The organism is Streptomyces sp. NBC_00239 (genome assembly GCF_036194065.1).
Taxonomy (GTDB): Bacteria; Actinomycetota; Actinomycetes; order Streptomycetales; family Streptomycetaceae; genus Streptomyces.
The window spans coordinates 5,748,763-5,768,138 of record NZ_CP108095.1; the positions used below are offsets into that span (position 1 = coordinate 5,748,763).

The 19,376-nt window shown below is 72.9% G+C and carries 18 protein-coding genes; 5 read left to right on the forward strand and 13 right to left on the reverse strand.

All coding sequences use genetic code 11. The annotated features are described in order from the left end of the window. Positions 1-268: 268 nt before the first annotated feature. Entirely contained in the window at positions 269-1,678 is a 1,410-nt protein-coding gene (gene glnA / locus OG764_RS25265) for a type I glutamate--ammonia ligase (protein ID WP_328970711.1), read from the reverse strand. Positions 1,679-1,877: 199 nt separating this feature from the next. On the opposite strand from glnA, the gene OG764_RS25270 reads away from it, so the two are divergent. Continuing rightward, positions 1,878-2,345 (forward strand): RDD family protein, encoded by a 468-nt coding sequence (locus OG764_RS25270; RefSeq protein ID WP_328970712.1) that lies wholly within the window; start codon positions 1,878-1,880, stop codon positions 2,343-2,345. Positions 2,346-2,468: 123 nt separating this feature from the next. On the opposite strand, the gene OG764_RS25275 is transcribed toward OG764_RS25270, so the two are convergent. The 5 genes from OG764_RS25275 to OG764_RS25295 all read right to left on the reverse strand — a co-directional run bounded on the left by OG764_RS25275 (position 2,469) and on the right by OG764_RS25295 (position 5,921). Further along, a complete protein-coding gene (locus OG764_RS25275) occupies positions 2,469-3,167 on the reverse strand; it encodes a DUF4191 domain-containing protein (RefSeq protein ID WP_328970713.1) in 699 nt (232 codons plus the stop codon). Between the two features lie 19 nt (positions 3,168-3,186). Next, positions 3,187-3,375, reverse strand: a complete 189-nt coding sequence (locus OG764_RS25280; RefSeq protein ID WP_328970714.1) for an SCO2195 family GlnR-regulated protein — start codon at positions 3,373-3,375, stop codon at positions 3,187-3,189. Positions 3,376-3,656: 281 nt separating this feature from the next. Further along, positions 3,657-4,607: a lipoyl synthase gene (gene lipA / locus OG764_RS25285; RefSeq protein ID WP_328970715.1), complete on the reverse strand. Its 951-nt coding sequence runs from the start codon at positions 4,605-4,607 to the stop codon at positions 3,657-3,659. Between the two features lie 110 nt (positions 4,608-4,717). After that, entirely contained in the window at positions 4,718-5,518 is an 801-nt protein-coding gene (gene lipB / locus OG764_RS25290) for a lipoyl(octanoyl) transferase LipB (protein WP_328970716.1), read from the reverse strand. Positions 5,519-5,630: 112 nt separating this feature from the next. Further along, positions 5,631-5,921 carry a hypothetical protein gene (locus OG764_RS25295; protein WP_328970717.1) on the reverse strand — a complete coding sequence of 97 codons (291 nt, stop codon included), beginning with the start codon at positions 5,919-5,921 and terminating at the stop codon, positions 5,631-5,633. Positions 5,922-6,095: 174 nt separating this feature from the next. Between OG764_RS25295 and OG764_RS25300 the strand changes: the two genes are divergently transcribed. Beyond that, positions 6,096-7,538 carry a regulator gene (locus tag OG764_RS25300; protein WP_328970718.1) on the forward strand — a complete coding sequence of 481 codons (1,443 nt, stop codon included), beginning with the start codon at positions 6,096-6,098 and terminating at the stop codon, positions 7,536-7,538. A 140-nt stretch (positions 7,539-7,678) separates the two neighbouring features. Here the strand turns inward: OG764_RS25300 and OG764_RS25305 are convergent, their stop codons facing one another. The 3 genes from OG764_RS25305 to OG764_RS25315 all read right to left on the reverse strand — a co-directional run bounded on the left by OG764_RS25305 (position 7,679) and on the right by OG764_RS25315 (position 11,274). Beyond that, positions 7,679-8,950, reverse strand: a complete 1,272-nt coding sequence (locus OG764_RS25305) for an FAD-dependent oxidoreductase (protein ID WP_328970719.1) — start codon at positions 8,948-8,950, stop codon at positions 7,679-7,681. A gap of 183 nt (positions 8,951-9,133) precedes the next feature. Beyond that, entirely contained in the window at positions 9,134-10,036 is a 903-nt protein-coding gene (locus tag OG764_RS25310; protein ID WP_328970720.1) for a TIGR01777 family oxidoreductase, read from the reverse strand. 545 nt (positions 10,037-10,581) lie between these two features. Continuing rightward, positions 10,582-11,274, reverse strand: a complete 693-nt coding sequence (locus OG764_RS25315; protein WP_328970721.1) for a VIT1/CCC1 transporter family protein — start codon at positions 11,272-11,274, stop codon at positions 10,582-10,584. 112 nt (positions 11,275-11,386) lie between these two features. On the opposite strand from OG764_RS25315, the gene OG764_RS25320 reads away from it, so the two are divergent. After that, entirely contained in the window at positions 11,387-12,538 is a 1,152-nt protein-coding gene (locus OG764_RS25320; protein ID WP_443056241.1) for a PP2C family protein-serine/threonine phosphatase, read from the forward strand. Between the two features lie 91 nt (positions 12,539-12,629). On the opposite strand, the gene OG764_RS25325 is transcribed toward OG764_RS25320, so the two are convergent. After that, positions 12,630-13,301, reverse strand: coding sequence for a TetR family transcriptional regulator (locus OG764_RS25325; protein WP_328970723.1), 672 nt, complete (start codon positions 13,299-13,301; stop codon positions 12,630-12,632). 118 nt (positions 13,302-13,419) lie between these two features. Between OG764_RS25325 and OG764_RS25330 the strand changes: the two genes are divergently transcribed. Then, positions 13,420-14,190: an SDR family NAD(P)-dependent oxidoreductase gene (locus OG764_RS25330; protein WP_328970724.1), complete on the forward strand. Its 771-nt coding sequence runs from the start codon at positions 13,420-13,422 to the stop codon at positions 14,188-14,190. A gap of 23 nt (positions 14,191-14,213) precedes the next feature. On the opposite strand, the gene OG764_RS25335 is transcribed toward OG764_RS25330, so the two are convergent. Next, positions 14,214-14,735: a DUF4240 domain-containing protein gene (locus OG764_RS25335; protein WP_328970725.1), complete on the reverse strand. Its 522-nt coding sequence runs from the start codon at positions 14,733-14,735 to the stop codon at positions 14,214-14,216. 55 nt (positions 14,736-14,790) lie between these two features. Between OG764_RS25335 and OG764_RS25340 the strand changes: the two genes are divergently transcribed. Then, the gene (locus OG764_RS25340; protein ID WP_328970726.1) at positions 14,791-15,717 is read left to right on the forward strand and encodes an SDR family oxidoreductase; all 927 of its coding nucleotides are present in this window, start codon (positions 14,791-14,793) and stop codon (positions 15,715-15,717) included. A gap of 101 nt (positions 15,718-15,818) precedes the next feature. Here OG764_RS25340 and aceE read toward each other — a convergent pair whose 3' ends face one another. Together aceE and OG764_RS25350 are read right to left on the reverse strand one after the other, a co-directional pair. Continuing rightward, a complete protein-coding gene (gene aceE / locus OG764_RS25345) occupies positions 15,819-18,500 on the reverse strand; it encodes a pyruvate dehydrogenase (acetyl-transferring), homodimeric type (protein ID WP_328970727.1) in 2,682 nt (893 codons plus the stop codon). Positions 18,501-18,737: 237 nt separating this feature from the next. Further along, positions 18,738-19,373 carry a GntR family transcriptional regulator gene (locus tag OG764_RS25350; protein ID WP_328973160.1) on the reverse strand — a complete coding sequence of 212 codons (636 nt, stop codon included), beginning with the start codon at positions 19,371-19,373 and terminating at the stop codon, positions 18,738-18,740. Between the last annotated feature and the right edge of the window lie 3 nt (positions 19,374-19,376).

A 19,376-nucleotide genomic window follows, 5' to 3' on the forward strand; every position in this document is an offset into this window, starting at 1 on the left:
CGGGCGCCGCGAGGTGCTGGACGACGTCGCCGATCAGCACCCCGCTGACGGCCACGCTCCCGCCGGCCGCGTGCGCCGTCCCGGTGCGCCGCGCCGCCGCGCCGTGTACGTCCTGCCCCATCCCGGTGCGCCCCTCGGTCCCCGCGTACACCCGGCGGATCCCGGGCGGGACCCAGCAAAACAGCGGGGGCCGCCGACCCACAAGTGGATCGGCGGCCCCCGCCGGGGTGTTCGTCACGCAGCGGCCCGTCGGGCGGGCCGGGTCCGGCTAGAGGTCGAAGTAGAGCTCGAACTCGTGCGGGTGCGGGCGCAGCTGGATCGGGGCGATCTCGTGCGTGCGCTTGTAGTCGATCCAGGTCTCGATGAGGTCGGGGGTGAAGACGCCGCCGGCCAGGAGGTACTCGTGGTCCTCCTCCAGGGCCTTCAGCACGGCCTCGAGGCTGGTCGGGACCTGCGGCACGGCCGCGTGCTCGTCGGGGGCGAGCTCGTAGAGGTCCTTGTCGATCGGCTCCATCGGCTCGATCTTGTTCTTGACGCCGTCGAGGCCCGCGAGGAGCAGCGCCGCGAAGGCGAGGTACGGGTTCGAGGACGGGTCCGGCGCGCGGAACTCGACGCGCTTGGCCTTCGGGTTCGAGCCCGTGATCGGGATGCGCATGGCCGCGGAGCGGTTGCGCTGCGAGTAGACCATGTTGACCGGGGCCTCGAAGCCGGGCACCAGGCGGTGGTAGGAGTTCACCGTCGGGTTGGTGAACGCCAGCAGCGACGGGGCGTGCTTGAGGATGCCGCCGATGTAGTAGCGGGCGGTGTCCGACAGGCCCGCGTAGCCGGTCTCGTCGTAGAACAGCGGCTCGCCGCCGGCCCACAGCGACTGGTGCACGTGCATGCCCGAGCCGTTGTCGCCGAAGATCGGCTTCGGCATGAAGGTCGCGGTCTTGCCGTTGCGCCAGGCGACGTTCTTCACGATGTACTTGAAGAGCATCAGGTCGTCGGCCGCGGCGAGCAGCGTGTTGAACTTGTAGTTGATCTCGGCCTGGCCGCCGGTGCCCACCTCGTGGTGCTGGCGCTCGACCTGGAGGCCCTGGGCGTCGAGCTCCAGGGAGATCTCGGCGCGCAGGTCGGCGAAGTGGTCGACCGGGGCGACCGGGAAGTAGCCGCCCTTGTAGCGGACCTTGTAGCCGCGGTTGTTCTCCTCGGAGCCGGTGTTCCAGGCGCCGGCCTCGGAGTCGATGTGGTAGAAGCCCTCGTTCGCGGAGGTCGCGAAGCGCACGCTGTCGAACACGTAGAACTCGGCCTCGGGGCCGAAGTACGCGGTGTCGGCGATGCCGGTCGAGGCCAGGTACGCCTCGGCCTTCTTCGCGATGTTGCGCGGGTCGCGGCTGTAGGCCTCACCCGTGATCGGGTCGTGGATGAAGAAGTTGATGTTGAGCGTCTTGTCCTTGCGGAACGGGTCCAGACGCGCGGTGGTGATGTCGGCACGCAGCGCCATGTCGGACTCGTGGATCGCCTGGAAGCCGCGGATCGAGGATCCGTCGAAGGCGAGCTCCTCCGCCGGGTCGAACGCTCGCGCCGGGATGGTGAAGTGCTGCATCACACCAGGCAGGTCGCAGAAGCGGACGTCGACGAACTTGACGTCGTTCTCCTCGATGTACTGCTTCACTTCGTCGGCGTTCTTGAACATCCAACTCCTCCTACTCCCGACCCCCCGGGCAGGGGCGGGCTGCATAGCTCGTGGTGCGTCCAGTGCGGTGGCGCACGCTGGTCCCGACCATAGGCACGCGGGATTTCTCAAGCATGACCCATTTGTTTCGCACAAGTTAACCAGGGCCGGGCCGAGGGGGCCCCGAGGGCGCGTCCGACGCTCCGGGTACCGTGGTCGGGTGGACAACAGGCAAGCAATCGGATCCTGGCTTTCCGGCCCCCGCAAGACCGCCGAGGACATGGGTGTCGACTTCGGATACCCGGGCGAGCAGCTCGGGCTGCCGCGGCAGGGACCGGGTTCGGTCGCGAAGTTCGGCCGCCGCCTGGCCGCACTCGCCATCGACTGGGTGGCCTGCCAGCTGATCGCATACGGGCTGATCACCGGCGGTGACATGGCCGGCACGGGCAACTGGACCCTGGGCCTCTTCGTCGCGCTGGCCATCCTGACCGTGGGTACGGTCGGCTTCACTCCCGGCAAGCGGATCGTCGGCCTCCGGGTCGTTTCCGAGGCCGGCGGCCGGCTCGGCTTCGGCCGGGTGGTGCTCCGCACGCTCCTGCTGGCCCTGGTCGTGCCGGCGGTGGTCTGGGACCGCGACGGCCGCGGTCTGCACGACCGCCTCGCGCGCGCCGTCCAGGTCCGCATCTAGAACCTCGGGCCACGTCGTACGAGAGGGCCCCGGACCGACTGGTCCGGGGCCCTCTCGTATGCAAAGCGGGTCAGCGTATGAGTGTGGTGCGCGGTGGAGCGGTGCTGCGGGGTGCGGTGCGGGTCAGCGCATCTTTCCGCCGCGGGGCATCTTCATGCCCTTCGGCATGGGGCCCTTCGGCAGCGGCATGTTGCTCATCAGGTCGCCCATCGCGCGCAGCCGGTCGTTGGTCGCGGTGATCTGGCCGCCGGCCAGCACGCGCGGGAACTTCAGCAGCGTGGTGCGGACCTTCTTGAGGGGGACCTCGCCCTCGCCGTTGCCGACGATGATGTCGTGCACCGGGACGTCGGGGACGACGCGCGCCATGCGCTTCTTCTCGGCGGCCAGCAGGGTCTTCACCCGGTTCGGGTTGCCCTCGGCGACCAGCACGATGCCGGCCTTGCCGACCGCGCGGTGCACGATGTCCTGGCTGCGGTTCATGGCGACCGCCGGGGTCGTGGTCCAGCCCCGCCCGACGTTCTCCAGTACGGCCGCGGCCGCGCCCGGCTGGCCCTCCATCTGCCCGAAGGCCGCCTGCTCGGCACGTCGTCCGAAGACGATCGCCATCGCCAGGAACGCCACCAGGAAGCCCAGGATGCCCAGGTAGACCGGGTGCCCGATCAGGAAGCCGATCCCGAGGAAGACGCCGAGGGTGATGATGCCGATGCCCGCGACGATCAGCCCGACCTTGGGGTCGGCCTTTCGGGTCATCTTGTACGTCAGTGCGATCTGCTTGAGTCGCCCGGGGTTCGCAGCGGCAGCTGCGTTTGCCTTCCTCGCCATGTAGCGAAGTTTACGTGGCTTACGGCGTACGGGAAGCCGCGGCCTCGAGTACGTGCTCGGTTTCGACCCGGTCGTGGGCCCGTCGGCGGTCCTCCAGGACCGCGGTCCAGGCGTTGCGGCGGGCCGTGCGCATGAGCAGGGACTCCACCGCCCGGAAGGCGTCGGAGACTCTCGGGACGGCGATGGCGTGTACAGGCGCGGCCTGCATGGTGTCGATCCCTTCTCAGGTGCTGCATGCGGTGTGTGCATCAAGCATCACTGAACGGTGTTACCAGCGCGTGACCGGCCGGTCAAACGGTGATGAAACCTTGACGGGAAGCGGTCAGAGGCGCGTCAAATACGGAAGCGGCCCGTCCACACCCTCCACCTGGGAGAGTGCGGACGGGCCGCTTCGCCACGGCGTTACTGCCGGGTAGTATCTTGTGCGCCAATTCACACGCCCTCCGGGCGCGGGATCGAGCGCGGATCGAGCGGTGGCTCGGGTCGGGATCAGACGCTCTGCGCGCGCTTCTCCATCGCCTGCTGGTACAGCCGGCCCGCGCGGTACGAGGAGCGGACCAGGGGGCCCGACATCACGCCGGAGTAGCCGATCTCCTCGGCCTCCTTCGCGAGCTCGACGAACTCCGCCGGCTTCACCCAGCGCTCGACGGGGTGGTGCCGCGGCGAGGGCCGCAGGTACTGCGTGATCGTGATCAGCTCGCAGCCCGCCTCGTGGAGGTCCTTCAGCGCCTGGCTGACCTCCTCGCGCTCCTCGCCCATGCCGAGGATCAGGTTCGACTTGGTCACCAGGCCGTACTCGCGGGCCTTGGTGATCACGTCGAGCGAGCGCTCGTACCGGAAGCCGGGGCGGATCCGCTTGAAGATGCGGGGCACCGTCTCCACGTTGTGCGCGAAGACCTCGGGGCGGGAGGCGAAGACCTCTTCGAGGAGCTCCGGGACCGCGTTGAAGTCGGGGGCCAGCAGCTCGACCTTGGTGTGGCCGGTGGCGCGGCCGGCGGTCTGCTCGTGGATCTGGCGCACGGTCTCCGCGTACAGCCAGGCACCGCCGTCGGCCAGGTCGTCGCGGGCGACGCCGGTGATCGTGGCGTAGTTCAGGTCCATCGTGACCACGGACTCGCCGACGCGTCGGGGCTCGTCCCGGTCCAGGGCCTCGGGCTTGCCCGTGTCGATCTGGCAGAAGTCGCAGCGCCGGGTGCACTGGTCGCCGCCGATGAGGAAGGTGGCCTCGCGGTCTTCCCAGCATTCGTAGATGTTCGGACAGCCGGCCTCCTGGCACACGGTGTGCAGCCCCTCGCCCTTCACGAGGTTCTGCATCTTCGTGTACTCGGGACCCATCTTCGCCCGGGTCTTGATCCACTCGGGCTTGCGCTCGATGGGGGTCTGGGCGTTACGGACCTCGAGGCGCAGCATCTTGCGTCCGTCGGGTGCGACTGCGGACACGACCGGCTCCCTCTGACTTCGATTGTTCGGCGCCCACCAGGGTACGCCCGTAATTCGTACGCTCTTACGTCCGGCCAACCTGGGAGTGCACGACGGCATTCCCGGAGGGCTCAGGTGCTCGCCGGCTGCTCGACCGCGCGGGGGCGCAGCTCGGCCTTCTCCAGGACGTCCTTCAGGTGGCGTTCCGCGACGGGGAGCACCTCCTCGATGGTCAGGTCGCGGCCCAGTTCGGCCGCGAGCGAGGTCACACCGGCGTCCCGGATCCCGCAGGGGATGATCCGGTCGAACCAGGTGCTGTCGGGGTTCACGTTCAGCGCGAAGCCGTGCATCGTGACGCCCTTGGCGACGCGGATGCCGATGGCGGCGAGCTTGCGGTCCTCGCGGCGCTGGCCGGCGTTGGACGGCGCGTACTCGGGGCCGTTGAGCCGCGGGTCGAACTCCTCGTCCGTCAGCCGCGGGTCGAAGTCGAGGGAGAGGCCGCCGAGCGACGGGCGCTCCTCGACCGGGTCGCCCAGCACCCAGACGCCGGAGCGCCCTTCGACGCGGGTGGTCTCGACGCCGAAGTCGGCGGCGGTGCGGATCAGGGCGTCCTCCAGGCGGCGGACGTGGGCGACCACGTCCACCGGCCGCGGCAGCTTCATGATCGGGTAGCCGACCAGCTGGCCCGGGCCGTGCCAGGTGATCTTGCCGCCGCGGTCCACGTCGACGACGGGGGTGCCGTCGAGGGGCCGCTCGTTGTCGGCGGTGCGCCGGCCCGCGGTGTACACCGGCGGGTGCTCCACCAGCAGGCAGGTGTCGTCGATCTCGTCGGCGAAGCGCGCCGCGTGCACCCGGCGCTGCTCTTCCCACGCCTCGGTGTACTCGACGGATTCCGGCCCGAAGCCCAGACGGACAAACCGCAGCTCAGACACCGCAGCGCCTCCTCGTAGAACCTGCTGTGTGCATCCATCGCACTCGGCAAGGGTACGGCGGCGCCCGTTCCGGTGGCAGGGGGGTCTCGGTCGGCGGGGTCTACGACTACGGCTACGGCGTCGGCGGGGGCGCGGGCGCGGGCTGCGCCGGCCGCGGGGGCCGTGGCGGCCGGGCGGTCCGGCGGCCGCGCGGCCGGTCCGGGTCCTCGTCGGCGCGCGGCAGCCGCCGGTGGCCCTCGGAGTGGTCGTTCACCCAGCCGCAGACCCCGCAGGCGTACCGGCCGTCGAGTCCCGCGATCAGCGTCCCGCAGCGCCGGCACTCCGCCTCCGTGATCTCCGGTGCGGACAGCGGGCTCCCGCGGTCGGACTCCGGTGCGGGGGCGGTCGGATCGTGCGCGGTCATGCCGCGCAGCGTACGCGGGGCACCCGGGGTGATCCGTAAAGGGGCCTCCCGGTTCTTCGCACGATCGGATGAATGTGGGGCAGAGGGGGCGGCAAGTGCGGAGTTGGCCGCTACATTCACGCCGTTCATCAGGGCCGGGACTCCGGTCCGGCAAGTCAGGAGACCGTGGAGCCGATGACGGAACGACCCCCGCAGCGTGTCCCCAACCGGCAGCTTGCGGCGCTGATCGCGGAAGCGGGTTTCTCCAACGCCGGGCTCGCCCGCCGGGTCGATCAGCTAGGCCTGGAGCACGGTCTCGACCTGCGCTACGACAAGACCTCCGTGACCCGCTGGCTGCGCGGCCAGCAGCCGCGCGGCACGACCCCCGCGCTGATCGCGGAGGTCTTCACCCGGCGGCTCGGCCGCCGGCTGTCCGCCCAGGACCTGGGCCTGGACGCGTGCGCCCCGGTCTACGCGGGCCTGGAGTTCGCGGCCACCCCCGAAGAGGCCGTGGACATCGCGAGCGGCCTGTGGCGCAAGGACTCCGGCAGCCACGCCGAACTGCGGAAGATCGCCTTCACCCCCGCCGGGCTGGTGGTCCCCAGCCGCGACTGGCTGATCGGCCGGGCCGACGAGCGGGTCGGCCGCGGCGACGCCCCGCCGGCCGTGCGGGTGCCCGGCCAGCCCCGGACCGCCGCCGTGCCCCGGCAGCGGCAGATCGACCGCGGCCCCGGACAGCGGGTCACCGGCGGCGACATCGCCGCCCTGCGCTCGGTCTCCGAGCTGTTCCGCGCCCTGGACCACGCCTACGGCGGCGGCCACGCCCGGCAGGCCCTGGTGCGGTACCTGGAACACGAGGCCGAGCCGATGCTCCGCGGCACCTACGGAGAGACCACCGGGCGGCGGCTGTTCGCCGCCGCCGCCGACCTGACCCGGCTGGCCGGCTGGACCTCGTACGACATCGCGGCGCACGGGCTCGCCCAGCGCTACTACGTGCAGGCGCTGCGGCTCGCGCAGGCTGCGGGGGACCGGGCGTACGGCGCGTACGTGCTGGTCACCATGAGCAGGCAGGCCGTCTACCTCGGACACGGCCGGGAGGCCGTCCAGCTGGCCCGGGTCGCCCAGCAGGGCGTCGGCTCGGGCGCCCCGCCGGTGGTCCAGGCGCTGCTGCACGCGGCGGAGGCGCGCGGGCACGGGGTGCTCGGCGAGGTCCGGGCCTGCACCGCCTCGCTGGTCCGGGCCGAACGCGCGCTGGGCGCGGCCCGGCCCGGCGACGACACGCCGCACTGGGCGAGGTCCTTCGACGAGGCGCACCTCGCGGACGAGTTCGGCCACTGCCACCGGGACCTCCAGCAGTACCGGGCCTCGGCCCAGCACGCCGAGCGCTCCCTGCAACTGCGCTCGCCCGCCTACGCCCGCTCCCGGCTGTTCTGCCGGATCGTGCTGGCCACGGCCCGGCTGGGCCTCGGCGAACTCGACCAGGCGTGCGCGCTGGGGGCCGAAGCGGCCCAGCAGGCCATGGAGATGCGCTCCGCGCGGGCGGTGGAGTACGTACGCGACTTCGAACGCCGGCTGGAGCCCTACCGGGACGCCACGGCAGTACGCAACTACCGCGACCGGGTGGCCGCCCTGCTGTAGCCCGAGGCGGTCCCCGGGGACCCGGGGCCTGGCTGGCGGGCGGGTCCCCGCCCCCCAGCGCCGGCTCCGCCCGGCGGGGGTGGAGCCGGGGACGGCGGGGCGGGGTCCGGACGGCCCGGGTCGGGCCCGGGGCTGCGCGGTCAGGCGGCGGCCGGGACGGCCAGCCGGGGTGGTACGGCCGGGACGCCCAGGTCGCGCAGCACCGCGTGCGAGGCGCGGCGCGCCGAGTGCAGGGCGCCCTGCACCGTGTTGAGGTCCCGGTGGTCGCCGCACACGTACAGGCCCGCCAGTACCCGCACCCGCCGGTGCACCTCCTGCGGCGGCGGCATCGCCGGTACGGCCTCGGGCGTGTGGTGGACGGCCAGCAGTTCCCAGTCCGCCGTGGAGGCCCCGTACAGGGCCCCCAGCTGCGCCCGCACCTCCCGCTCGGACGGCTCGGCGCCCAGCACCGTGGAGGTGATCAGGGTGCGGCCGCGCGGCGCCCGCGACGGGTCGACGGCGCTCATCACCGCGGTGTGCGCGACCGGTCCGCGCCGGTCGCCGTCGATCAGCAGGGCGGTGTCGAGGGCCGGCGCCGACGGCGCGGTGTGGTGCAGCACGGTGACCGGGTGGAAGTCCGGCACCCGCAGCCCCGGCAGCAGGTCGGCGGCGGCCCGCGCCCCGGTGGCCAGCAGCACGGACCGGCAGCGGAACACGCCGTGCTCCTCGGTGGTCACCGCGCTCGTGGACACCGAACGGACCCGGACGCCCGTGTGGACGGTGCCCGGTGGCAGTCCCGCGGCCAGCAGGGCGGGCAGTTGCGCCGCGCCGCCCTCCGGCACCGCGAGCCGGCCCAGGGCGAACGCCCGCAGCGCGAGGTCCGCGCACCGCCGCGAGGTGGTCAGCTCCGGATCGCCGAGCAGTGAGGTCAGCAGGGGGCGCAGGACGCCGTGGAAGGTGCGTGGCAGGGCGGCCGCGGCGGTCCGGTCCGGCCGGGCCAGCAGCCGGTCCTCCGGGGTGGCCGCGAGCCGGCCCAGCGCGGCGCTCAGCCGGGCCTGGTCGAGGGAGCGGCTGGCCAGCGCCCGGGCGGCGGTACGGGCCCCCGGGCCGACCCGCCCCCGGCTGCCGGGCGGCGTCACGACCAGCCGGCGGCCCTCGCTCTGCACGAGGACCCCCGGCGCGAAGGTCCGCAGCCGCAGGTCCGCGAGTGCGGCGGTGCGGCCGAGTTCCGGGGACGAGGTGGTGAGCAGGTGCCCCGTCCGGTCGAGCAGGAAGCCGTCGATCTCGTCCGTGGCCATCCGGCCGCCGGACGCCGGGCCCGCCTCCAGGACGGTGACGGTGATGCCGGAACTGATCAGGTGGTGCGCGGCCGACAGTCCCGAGACTCCGGCTCCGACAATGACTACGTCCGCGTGGTGTGCGCTGCTGAGCACGTGCCCCTCCCCGAGGTCGGCGCGGCTGGTGGGGAACCTCCTTCCCCCAACGGGCTTCGGAAATACCCGCGTTCGGCACGTGAATGGGCGCAAGTCCGGTCGCATACGGTCGCACGACGGTCGCACGACGGTCGCTTTCGGTCTACCTGCCGTAGTCGCGGCAAGCCGCCCGGGACCCCTTCCTCAGCCCTTCCGGGCGGTCAGAGCTGCCCTGATGGCGTCGTCGATCTTCGGGAAGGCGAAGCGGAAACCCGACTCCTGCAGCCGCCGGGGGAGCGCCCGCTGACTGCCCAGCACGTCCTGCGCGAGTTCGCCCAGCACCAGCCGCAGCGCGAACTCCGGCACCGCGAAGACCGTCGGCCGGTGCAGCACCCGGCCCATCGCGGCGGTGATCTCACGGTTCGTCAGCGGCTCGGGGGCGGTCATGTTCACCGGCCCGGACAGTGACGGCGTGTCGATCAGGTGCCGGATCGCGGCGATCTGGTCGTACAGGGAGATGAAGCTCCAGTACTGCCGGCCGTCGCCCAGCCGCCCGCCGAGCCCCGCCCGGAACAGCGGGAACATCCGGCCCCAGGCGCCGCCGTGGGCCGACACCACCAGGCCGTTGCGGGCCAGCACCGTCCGCACGCCCGCCGCCGCGGCCGGGGCGGTGGCCGCCTCCCAGTCCACGCACACCCCGGGCAGGAACCCGGACCCGGCGGGGGCGTCCTCGTCCACCGGGCGGTCGCCGGTGTCGCCGTAGTAGCCGACGCCGGAGGCGCTCACGAGGACCTCGGGGGGCTCGGCCAGTGCGGCCAGGGCGCGGGCGAGGGTCGTGGTGCCCGAGACCCGGCTGTCCCGGATCTCCTTCTTGTACGCCTCGGTCCAGCGGTGGTCCCCGATGCCGGCGCCCGCCAGGTGGACGACCGCCCGGCAGCCCTTCAGCCCGGCCGGGTCGACTGTGCCGCGGCGGGGGTCCCAGGCCGCCTCGCCGGGGCCGGCCGGTGGTCGGCGTACCAGGCGGACCACCTCGTGCCCGTCCGTGCGGAGGGACCGTGCCAATGCCGTGCCGATGAGTCCGGACGAGCCGGTGACCGCGATACGCATACCCCCATCCTGCCCGCCCCCTCCCGACTCCCGGGCGCGCCCGGCCCGACGCCGCTGCGGGCAACCCCCGGCCCCGCCGACGCCCCCTCGCCCGGGCGCGGCCCCCGGCCTTGCCGGTGCCCTGCGGTGCAACCTCCAGCCTTGCCGGGGCCCTGGGGCGCGACCCCCGGGCTTGCCGGTGCTGCGGGCGCGAATTCCAGCCTCGCCGGCGTTTGAGGCGCGGGGTTTGGGGCGGAGCCCCAAGACTGCAACCCGGCTCCGCCGGGTACCGGGCTCCGCCCGGACCCGCTCCTCAAACGCCGGAGGGGCTGGGGGTGCGCGGGGTTGCCGGGCTCTGCCCGGGCCCGCTCTTCGAGCGCCGGAGGGGCTGGAGGGCGCGGGGGGTTGCCGGGCTCCGCCCGGGCCCGCTCTTCGAGCGCCGGAGGGGCTGGAGGGCGCGGGGGGTTGCCGGGCTCTGCCCGGGCCCGCTCGTCAAGCGCCGGAGGGGCTGGAGGGTGCGGGGTCAGGCGCAGGCGGGGCTGAATGCCCGGCGCGGCGGGGAGCAATCAGGTGTTGCCGAGCCAGTGGCCTACCGCGTAGGTGACAGCCATGGCGAGCGCGCCGCCGGCCACGTTGCGCAGTACCGCCCGCGGCCGCGGCGCACCGCCCAGCCCGGCGCTCAGCACCCCGCACGCGGCCAGCGCGGCCAGCACGGCGGCCACCGTCACCGGCACCCGCAGCTGCGCCGGCGGCAGCAGGATCGCCAGGAGCGGCAGCAGCGCCCCGGCCGTGAAGGCCGTGAAGCTGGCGAACGCGGCGTGCCACGGATTGGCCAGCTCGTCCGGCTCGATGCCCAGTTCCACCCGGGCGTGCGCGCGCAGCGCGTCCCGTTCGGTGAGCTGCTGGGCCGCCTCCCGGGCCACGTCCCGGCTCAGCCCGCGGCCCTGGAGGAGGTCGGTCAGTTCGTCCAGTTCGGCCTCGGGGTCGGCGGCCAGCTCCCGGCGCTCCTCGTCCAGCGCGGCCCGCTCGGAGTCCCGCTGGGAGCTGACGGACACGTATTCGCCCGCCGCCATCGACAGCGAGCCCGCCAGCAGCCCGGCCACCCCTGCGGCGAGCAGCGCCGCGCGCGAGGTGGTGGCCCCGGCGACGCCGACGACCAGCCCCGCGGTGGAGGTGATGCCGTCGTTGGCGCCGAGCACGCCCGCACGCAACCAGTTGAGGCGGGTGCTGATCGCGGCCGACTGGTTCTGTTCCGTCACGGGAACACTGTCGGCCCCCCGCCCGTCCGGGGCCACCCGGCGTGCGGGCGCGCCGCGGCCGTACGAGGGTGAAGGGGTGAGGGTCAGGCGCGGAGCGGCGGAACCGGGCTGGCTGCGCGGTGCGCCGCCGCCCCGGTGGGCACGGGTGGCGCCCGCCGTCGCGCTGGTCGTGCTGTCGTCGGCGCAGCTGCTCACCCCCGCCACCGTCGAGCTGGGCTTCTTCCTCGCGGCGGTGCCACCGGTGGCGGCCTTCTCGTACGGGGCGCTGGGCACGGCGGTGTTCGCCGCGGTGGTCCTGGTCCTGCTGGGCGTGCCGCACCTGAGCGTGGCGCACGCCCGCGGCACGGACCTGGCGACGGTGGCCGCGGTGGGGCTGCTCAGCGTGGTCCTCTCCTGGGTGCGGCGGCGCCGCGACGCGCAGCTGGTGAGCGTGCGGACCGTCGCCGAGGCGGCGCAGCTCGCGGTGCTGCCGCCGCTGCCGGAACGGGTCGGCCCGGTGCGCTGCTCGGGGCTGTACCGGGCGGCCCAGCTCGGCACCCTGGTCGGCGGCGACCTGTACGACGTGCGGGCCGGCCCCTTCGGGGTGCGGGCGCTGGTCGGGGACGTGCAGGGGCACGGTCTGGCGGCGGTGGCCACGGTGGCCGCGCTGCTGGGGGCCTTCCGCGAGGCGGTGCTCGACGACGCGGAACTGACGGCGGTGGCCGCCCGGCTGGACCGGCGGCTGGTCGCGGACGCGGCGGGCGAGGAACACGCGGAAATCTTCGCGACGGCGGTGCTGCTGGAGTTCCCGCCCGGCCGCGCGCTGGTACGGGTGCTGTCCTGCGGGCACCCGCCGGCGGTGCTGCTGCGCGGGCGGTCCGTACGGGAGGTCGCGGCGGATCCCGGGATGCCCCTCGGACTGGGCATGGCCGATGTGCTGCCGGCCGTGGTGACCACGCTGCCGCTGGCGGCGGGGGACCGGCTGCTGCTGCACACGGACGGGATCACCGAGGCGCGCGACACGTCGGGCGCCTTCTACCCGCTGGTGGCGCGGCTGCCCGTACTGGCCGGGGCGGGCGCCGACGGTGCCGCGCTGACCGCTGCCGTGTGGAAGGACCTGACGCGGTTCACGGCCGGCCTGACCGACGACGTGGCCCTGCTGGTCCTCTCGCTCGACGTCCCCGAAGCCGCTGATGTCCCCGAGGCCGCCGACGTCACCGAAGCCTCCGACGTCCCCGACGCCTCCGACGGGCCGCGGCCCCCGCCCGGCCGCCCGGCCTTCTGAAGGGCACTCCCACGCGCCGAAGGGCGCTCCCTGCGCGACGAGGGCACTCCCTGCACGACAAGGGCACTCCCTGCGCGACGAGGGCGGCTCCCTACGCGTCGGCGCGCGGCTCGGCCAGGATGCTCATGCCGCCGGTGAGTTCGGTCAGGCAGCGGGCGGCCACGTCGGCGGGGGAGCCGGGGCCGGCGGCGGGGCCGTCGGTGGCCGACCAGACCTCCAGCGCCACCCGGATCGCGTCCGTCGAGGCCGCCGCCAGCAGGCGGACCTCCAGCGGGTCGGCGTCCGGGCCCGCCAGCCGGCCCAGGACCGGCACCAGCCGCTCCTCGGAGTCCTGGTTGACCCGGTACCAGACCGCGCGCAGGGCCGGGTCGTCCACGGCCGCGCGCAGCAGCCCGCGGGTCCACCGGAGGGCCTCCTCGTCCTCGGGCGCGACCGACAGCGAGCGGACCACCGCCCGCAGCACGGCCTCCCGCAGCGGCGTCCCCGGCTCCTCGGCCGCCAGCAGCGCCCGCCACTCGTCGCCGCCGCGGGCGAGCAGCGGCGCCACGGCGTCCTGCTTGCTGCGGAAGTAGCGGTAGAAGGTCCGCAGCGCGACGCCCGCGCGGTGCGCGATGTCCTCCGCGGTGGTCCCGTCCGGACCGTGTTCGGCGAAGAGCGCGCACGCGGCGCGTGCGATGTCGAGCTGGGTGGCGGCCTTGCGGCGCTCGGTGAGCGACTTGGGGCCGGGCGCGGTGTCGGGGGCGTAGGGACGAGGCGATCTCACGTCCGAAGAATACGCCGGCGAGATCCAGTGTGGCGTGATATGCCACTCTGGCAAAACGTGCCACTTCCTCGGTACCCTCGTGTCACCCCCCAACCGGCAGAGCTACGGAGACCCCGACATGAACCGCTACGAAGGCCGCCGCGTCCTGATCACCGGAGGCGGCTCGGGCATCGGCCAGGCCACCGTCCACCGGATCCTCGCCGAAGGCGGCCGGGTCCACACCGTCGACGTGAACGAGGCCGGCCTCAAGGCCACCGCCGCGCAGGCCGCCGCCGAGGGCACCGACGGACGCCTGACCACCGCGCTCCTCGACATCTCCGACGAGAACGCCGTCCGGGAGGGCGTGGCGGCCGCCGTCGCGCACCTCGGCGGGCTCGACGTCCTCGTCAACGCCGCCGGCATCCTGCGCTCCGAGCACACCCACAAGACGACCCTGGAGCTCTGGAACACGATCATCTCGGTCAACCTGACCGGCACGTTCCTGATGGTCCGCGAGGCCGTCCCGGCCCTGCTGGCGGGCGACCGGCCGGTCATCGTGAACTTCAGCTCCACCTCGGCCTCGTTCGCGCACCCGTACATGTCGGCGTACGCGGCCTCCAAGGGCGGCATCCAGTCCATGACGCACTCCCTGGCCGCCGAGTACAGCAAGCAGGGCCTGCGCGCCGTCTGCGTCGCGCCCGGCTCCATCGAGAGCGGCATGACCACCGGCAACGGCCCCGGCCTGCCCGAGGACACCGACTGGAGCCTGTTCGCGAAGCTCGCCCCGGGCCTCGGCCAGGGCTTCGCCGGCCCGCAGACGGTCGCCGGCGTGGTCGCCATGCTCGGCTCCGACGACGGCGCCTTCATCACCGGCACCGAGATCCGCATCGACGGCGGCACGCACTACTGAGGGCGCGGCGGCAGGCGGCCGACTCAGGAGGACCGGAAGCGGTCCCACAGCCGGGGGTAGCGCTCCGCGAGCACGGCCTCGTTCTCGAAGTCCAGCGCGGCGCCCTCCGGCTCGGCCGCCTGCATCGCCACCCCCAGCTCCGGCGCCACCGCGCCGGTGAGCTGCTCGTACGCCTCGTCGGCCGCGTACCCCAGCTCCTCGCCGTCCCCGTCGACGGCCTCGTCGAACTCGCCGAGCAGTTCGGCGAGGTGGTCCGGGTCGTGCACCGCGCCCTCGAACACCTCTCGGCCCTGCCCGATCAGCCAGCACCGGAAGAAGTCGAACGCGTCGTCGCTGGCCCCGTCGAGCAGCACCCAGGCCGCACCCCACAGGTCCCAGGTGTACGCCCGGTTGTACCGGGCCTCGAAGTGGCGGGCGAAGTCCAGGACGGAATCGGGGTCGAGCTGCAGCAGTCGCTCGACGAGCAGGTCGGCATGGTCCTCGGGGTCGCCCTCGGCGGCCTCGCGGGTGCTGTCGACGATCTCCCAGAATTCCGTCTCGTCCATCACGAGCACAGCATCACCGCTGCGCGAGTGCCCCGCCACCGCGAGAATGCGTCGTATGGGAACTGTGACGGGAAGTCTCAGAGGCAGGATCGCCCTCGTGGCCGGAGCCACCCGGGGCGCGGGACGGGCCATCGCCGTCCAACTGGGCGCGGCGGGCGCCACCGTGTACGTCACCGGACGGACCAGCCGGAACCGCGCCAGCGAAGTGGGCCGTACGGCGGAGACCATCGAGCAGACGGCCGACCTCGTCACCGAGGCCGGCGGCGAGGGCATCGCCCTGGTCGCCGACCACCTCGATCCGGGGCAGGTGCGCGCCGTCGTCGAGCGCATCGACGCCGACCACGGCCGCCTCGACCTCCTCGTCAACGACCTGTGGGGCGGCGAACACCTGGTCGTCTTCGGGAAGCGGATGTGGGAGACCGAGCTCGAACGGGGCCTGCGGATGCTCGACCTCGGCGTGAAGAGCCACATCCTCACCAGCTGGTACGCCCTGCCGCTGCTGATCCGCAACCCGGGCGGGCTGGTCGTGGAGATCACCGACGGCACGGCCGAGACCAACGACCGCTTCCGCGAGAACTTCTTCTACGACCTGGCCAAGAACGGCCCGATCCGGATGGCCCGCACCCTCGCCCACGACCTCCGCGGCACCGGCTGCACGGCCGTGTCCGTCACCCCCGGCTGGCTCCGCTCGGAGCAGATGCTGGAGGCCTTCGGGGTCACCGAGGCGAACTGGCGCGATGCCGTCGCCAAGGTCCCCGGCTTCGCGGTCTCCGAGTCCCCCGTGTACATCGCCCGGGCCGTCGCCGCCCTGGCCGCCGACCCGGACGCGGTCACCCGCTGGGAGGGTCAGTCGCTCTCCAGCGCGCAGCTGTCCCGCGCGTACGGCTTCACCGACGCCGACGGCAGCCGCCCGGACGCCTGGGCGTACATCCAGGAAGTGGAGATCGGCGGCGAAGACCGCTCCCCGGACCACTACCGCTGACGGCCCGCGCCCGCCGCGCGCACCCGATCCCGTACGCGAAGACCCCCCGCCGCGGAATGCGGCAGGGGGTCTTTCACGTACGGGCCTACGGGCGTTCGGGCCTACAGGCCGTAGCGCTCCCGGGCCTCCTTGACCGCGGAGGCCGGGGCCTCGCCGCGGCGGGCCAGCTGGGCAAGGGCCGCGACCACGATCGACTGCGCGTCGACACCGAAGTGGCGGCGGGCGCCCTCACGGGTGTCGGACAGGCCGAAGCCGTCCGTGCCCAGCGAGGAGTAGTCCTGCTCGACCCACTGGCTGATCTGGTCCGGGACCTGGCGCATCCAGTCGGAGACCGCGAGGACCGGGCCGGGCGCGCCTTCCAGGGCCTGCGTGACGTACGGGGTGCGCACCTCGCCGCGGAGCAGGGCCTCGTCGCACTCCAGCGCCTCGCGGCGCAGCTCGCCCCAGGAGGTGGCGGACCAGACGTCGGCGGCCACGTTCCAGTCGGCGGCCAGCAGGCGCTGCGCCTCCAGGACCCAGTGGATCGCCGTGCCGGACGCCATCAGCTGGATCTTCGGGGCCTCGGCGGCCGGCGCGTTCTCCAGGTCGGTCGCCCGGTTGAAGCGGTACAGGCCCTTGATGATGCCTTCCTCGACGCCCTCGGGCATCGCGGGCTGCACCTTCGGCTCGTTGTAGACCGTCAGGTAGTAGAAGACGTCTTCCGGCGTCTCGCCGTACATCCGGCGCAGACCGTCCTTGACGATCACCGCGATCTCGTACGCGAAGGCCGGGTCGTAGTTGAGCGACGCCGGGTTCGTGGACGCGATCAGGTGCGAGTGGCCGTCCGCGTGCTGGAGGCCCTCACCGGTCAGCGTGGTGCGGCCGGCGGTGGCGCCCACGATGAAGCCCTTGCCGAGCTGGTCGGCGAGCTGCCACATCTGGTCGGCGGTCCGCTGCCAGCCGAACATCGAGTAGAAGATGTAGAACGGGATCATCGGCTCGCCGTGCGTCGCGTACGACGTGCAGGCGGCGATGAAGTCGGCCATGGCGCCGGCCTCGGTGATCCCCTCGTTGAGGATCTGGCCGTCCTTGGCTTCCTTGTAGTACATCAGCTGGTCGCGGTCGACCGGCTCGTACGTCTGGCCCAGCGGCGAGTAGATGCCGGCCGACGGGAAGAGCGACTCCATGCCGAAGGTGCGGGCCTCGTCGGGGACGATCGGCACCCAGCGCTTGCCGGTCTCCTTGTCCCGCATCAGGTCCTTGACGAGCCGGACGAAGGCCATGGTGGTGGCCATCTCCTGCTTGCCGGAGCCCTTGATCAGCGGGGCGAAGGCGCGGTCGGCGGGGGCGGGCAGGGCCACGTGGTGGACCTTGCGGGCCGGGGCCGGGCCGCCGAGGGCCGCGCGGCGCTCGTTCAGGTACCGGACCTCGGGGCTGTCCGCGCCCGGGTGGCCGTACGGGACCTGGCCGTCGGCGAAGGCGCTGTCCGGGATCGGGAGTCCGAGCTTGTCGCGCATGCTCTTGAACTCGTCGATGGTCAGCTTCTTCATCTGGTGGTTCGCGTTCTTCGACTCGAACCCGGCACCCAGCGTGTAGCCCTTGACGGTCTGCGCCAGGATGACCGTCGGCGCGCCCTTGTGCTCCAGGGCGGCCTTGTACGCGGCGTAGACCTTGCGGGGCTCGTGGCCGCCGCGCGAGGTGTGGAAGCACTCGGCGATCTTCGCGTCGGACACCACCGCGGCGAGCTGGACCAGCTCGGGGTTCGCACCGAAGAAGTGGTTGCGGATGTACGCCACGTCGCGGGTCGCGTACGTCTGGAACTGCGCGTCCGGCACCTCGCGCAGGCGGCGGACCAGGGCGCCCGTGGTGTCGAGCCGGAACAGCTCGTCCCAGGCGGAGCCCCACAGCGTCTTGATGACGTTCCAGCCGGCGCCGCGGAACTGCGCCTCCAGCTCCTGGACCACGCGGAAGTTGGCGCGGACCGGGCCGTCGAGGCGCTGCAGGTTGCAGTTGATGACGAAGGTCAGGTTGTCGAGCTGCTCGCGGGAGGCCAGGGCCAGGGCGGCGGTCGACTCGGGCTCGTCCATCTCGCCGTCGCCCAGGAAGGCCCAGACGTGCGAGTTGGCGGTGTCCTTGATGCTCCGGTTCTGCAGGTAGCGGTTGAAGCGCGCCTGGTAGATCGCGGAGAGCGGGCCGAGGCCCATGGAGACCGTGGGGAACTCCCACAGCCAGGGCAGGCGCCGCGGGTGCGGGTAGGACGGGAGGCCGTTGCCGCCCGACTCCTGCCGGAAGTTGTCGAGCTGCTGCTCGGAGATGCGCCCGTCGAGGAAGGCGCGGGCGTAGATGCCGGGGGAGGCGTGGCCCTGGATGTAGAGCTGGTCGCCCGAGCCGTCGGCCTCCTTGCCCCGGAAGAAGTGCTGGAAGCCGGTCTCGTAGAGCCAGGCCGCCGAGGCGAAGGTGGCGATGTGGCCGCCGACGCCGTACTTCGAGCCGCGGGTCACCATGGCGGCCGCGTTCCAGCGGTTCCAGGCGGTGATCTTGGCTTCCATCGCCTCGTCACCGGGGAACTCCGGCTCCGCGGCGGTGGGGATGGTGTTGACGTAGTCCGTCTCCAGCAGCTTCGGCAGGGCGAGCCCGGCGGCCTCGGCGTGGTGGAGCGTACGGCGCAGCAGGTACTCGGCGCGGCGGGTGCCGGCGGCCTTGGCGACGGCGTCGAGGGACTGCGCCCATTCGGCGGTCTCCTCGCTGTCGCGGTCCGGGAGCTGGTCGAGCTCGCTCGGAAGCTTGGCTACGGGGTCGGACATCGGTGTGCGCCGCCTTCCGGACTGGAAACGGGGGTGGAGAAAGGGGGTCCCTGACTGGGCAGGACAGGGCGGGCGGACCTGGTTGTGGTCCGCGAAGACTGTAAGCGCCTGATCGATGATCGATCAAACAATTGCCACGAAAAACTGATCGAATTAGCAAAGTCGGCATTGCGTGCCGCTGAACCGGGCACGCGGTGCCACTTGATATCAGGGCAAGTCGGACACCCGCTGCACACCCTAGGCGCGCGGCGCACATCCGAGCACGTGCCGCTTGACCAGCAGACCGATCTCCGGATCGTTCCTCCGGAAGGCCTCGACCAGCATCTCGTGCTCCTCCGCGAAGGCCTTCTGCACGGTGCCCAGCCAGCGGATCGACAGCGCCGTGAACACCTCGATGCCCAGGCTCTCCCAGGTGTGCAGCAGCACGCTGTTGCCCGCCGCGCCCACCATCCCCCGGTGGAAGGCCACCGTGTGCCGCACCTGAGCGGTGCTGTCCTCCGTACGGTCGGCCTCGCGCAGGGCGATCACGTGCGGCTCCAGCAGCCGCTCCAGCAGGGCGGTGTCCGAGGCCAGCCGGGGAGCGGCCAGCTCCGCGGCGATCTGCTCCAGGCCGGCGCGCACCGGGTAGATCTCGTCCAGGTCGGACGCGGTCAGATTGCGTACCCGTACGCCCTTGTTCGGGGCGGATTCGATCAGCCGGAGGGTCTCCAGCTCACGCAACGCCTCCCGTACGGGGGTCTGGCTGACCTCCAGCTCCACCGCGATCCGGCGCTCCACGATCCGCTCGCCGGGCTTCCAGCGGCCGCTGACGATCCCCTCCACGATGTGCTCGCGGATCTGCTCGCGCAGCGAGTGCACGACGGGTGGGGTGATCAT

What these genes read in the sequence shown, in the direction of transcription:
- OG764_RS25300 (WP_328970718.1), top strand. Translation starts at nt 6,096, where the DNA reads ATGACGGAACGACCCCCGCAGCGTGTCCCCAACCGGCAGCTTGCGGCG.
- OG764_RS25340 (WP_328970726.1), top strand. Translation starts at nt 14,791, where the DNA reads ATGGGAACTGTGACGGGAAGTCTCAGAGGCAGGATCGCCCTCGTGGCC.
- glnA (WP_328970711.1), bottom strand. Translation starts at nt 1,678, where the DNA reads ATGTTCAAGAACGCCGACGAAGTGAAGCAGTACATCGAGGAGAACGAC.
- OG764_RS25295 (WP_328970717.1), bottom strand. Translation starts at nt 5,921, where the DNA reads ATGACCGCGCACGATCCGACCGCCCCCGCACCGGAGTCCGACCGCGGG.
- OG764_RS25330 (WP_328970724.1), top strand. Translation starts at nt 13,420, where the DNA reads ATGAACCGCTACGAAGGCCGCCGCGTCCTGATCACCGGAGGCGGCTCG.
- aceE (WP_328970727.1), bottom strand. Translation starts at nt 18,500, where the DNA reads ATGTCCGACCCCGTAGCCAAGCTTCCGAGCGAGCTCGACCAGCTCCCG.
- OG764_RS25310 (WP_328970720.1), bottom strand. Translation starts at nt 10,036, where the DNA reads ATGCGTATCGCGGTCACCGGCTCGTCCGGACTCATCGGCACGGCATTG.
- OG764_RS25335 (WP_328970725.1), bottom strand. Translation starts at nt 14,735, where the DNA reads ATGGACGAGACGGAATTCTGGGAGATCGTCGACAGCACCCGCGAGGCC.
- OG764_RS25275 (WP_328970713.1), bottom strand. Translation starts at nt 3,167, where the DNA reads ATGGCGAGGAAGGCAAACGCAGCTGCCGCTGCGAACCCCGGGCGACTC.
- OG764_RS25280 (WP_328970714.1), bottom strand. Translation starts at nt 3,375, where the DNA reads ATGCAGGCCGCGCCTGTACACGCCATCGCCGTCCCGAGAGTCTCCGAC.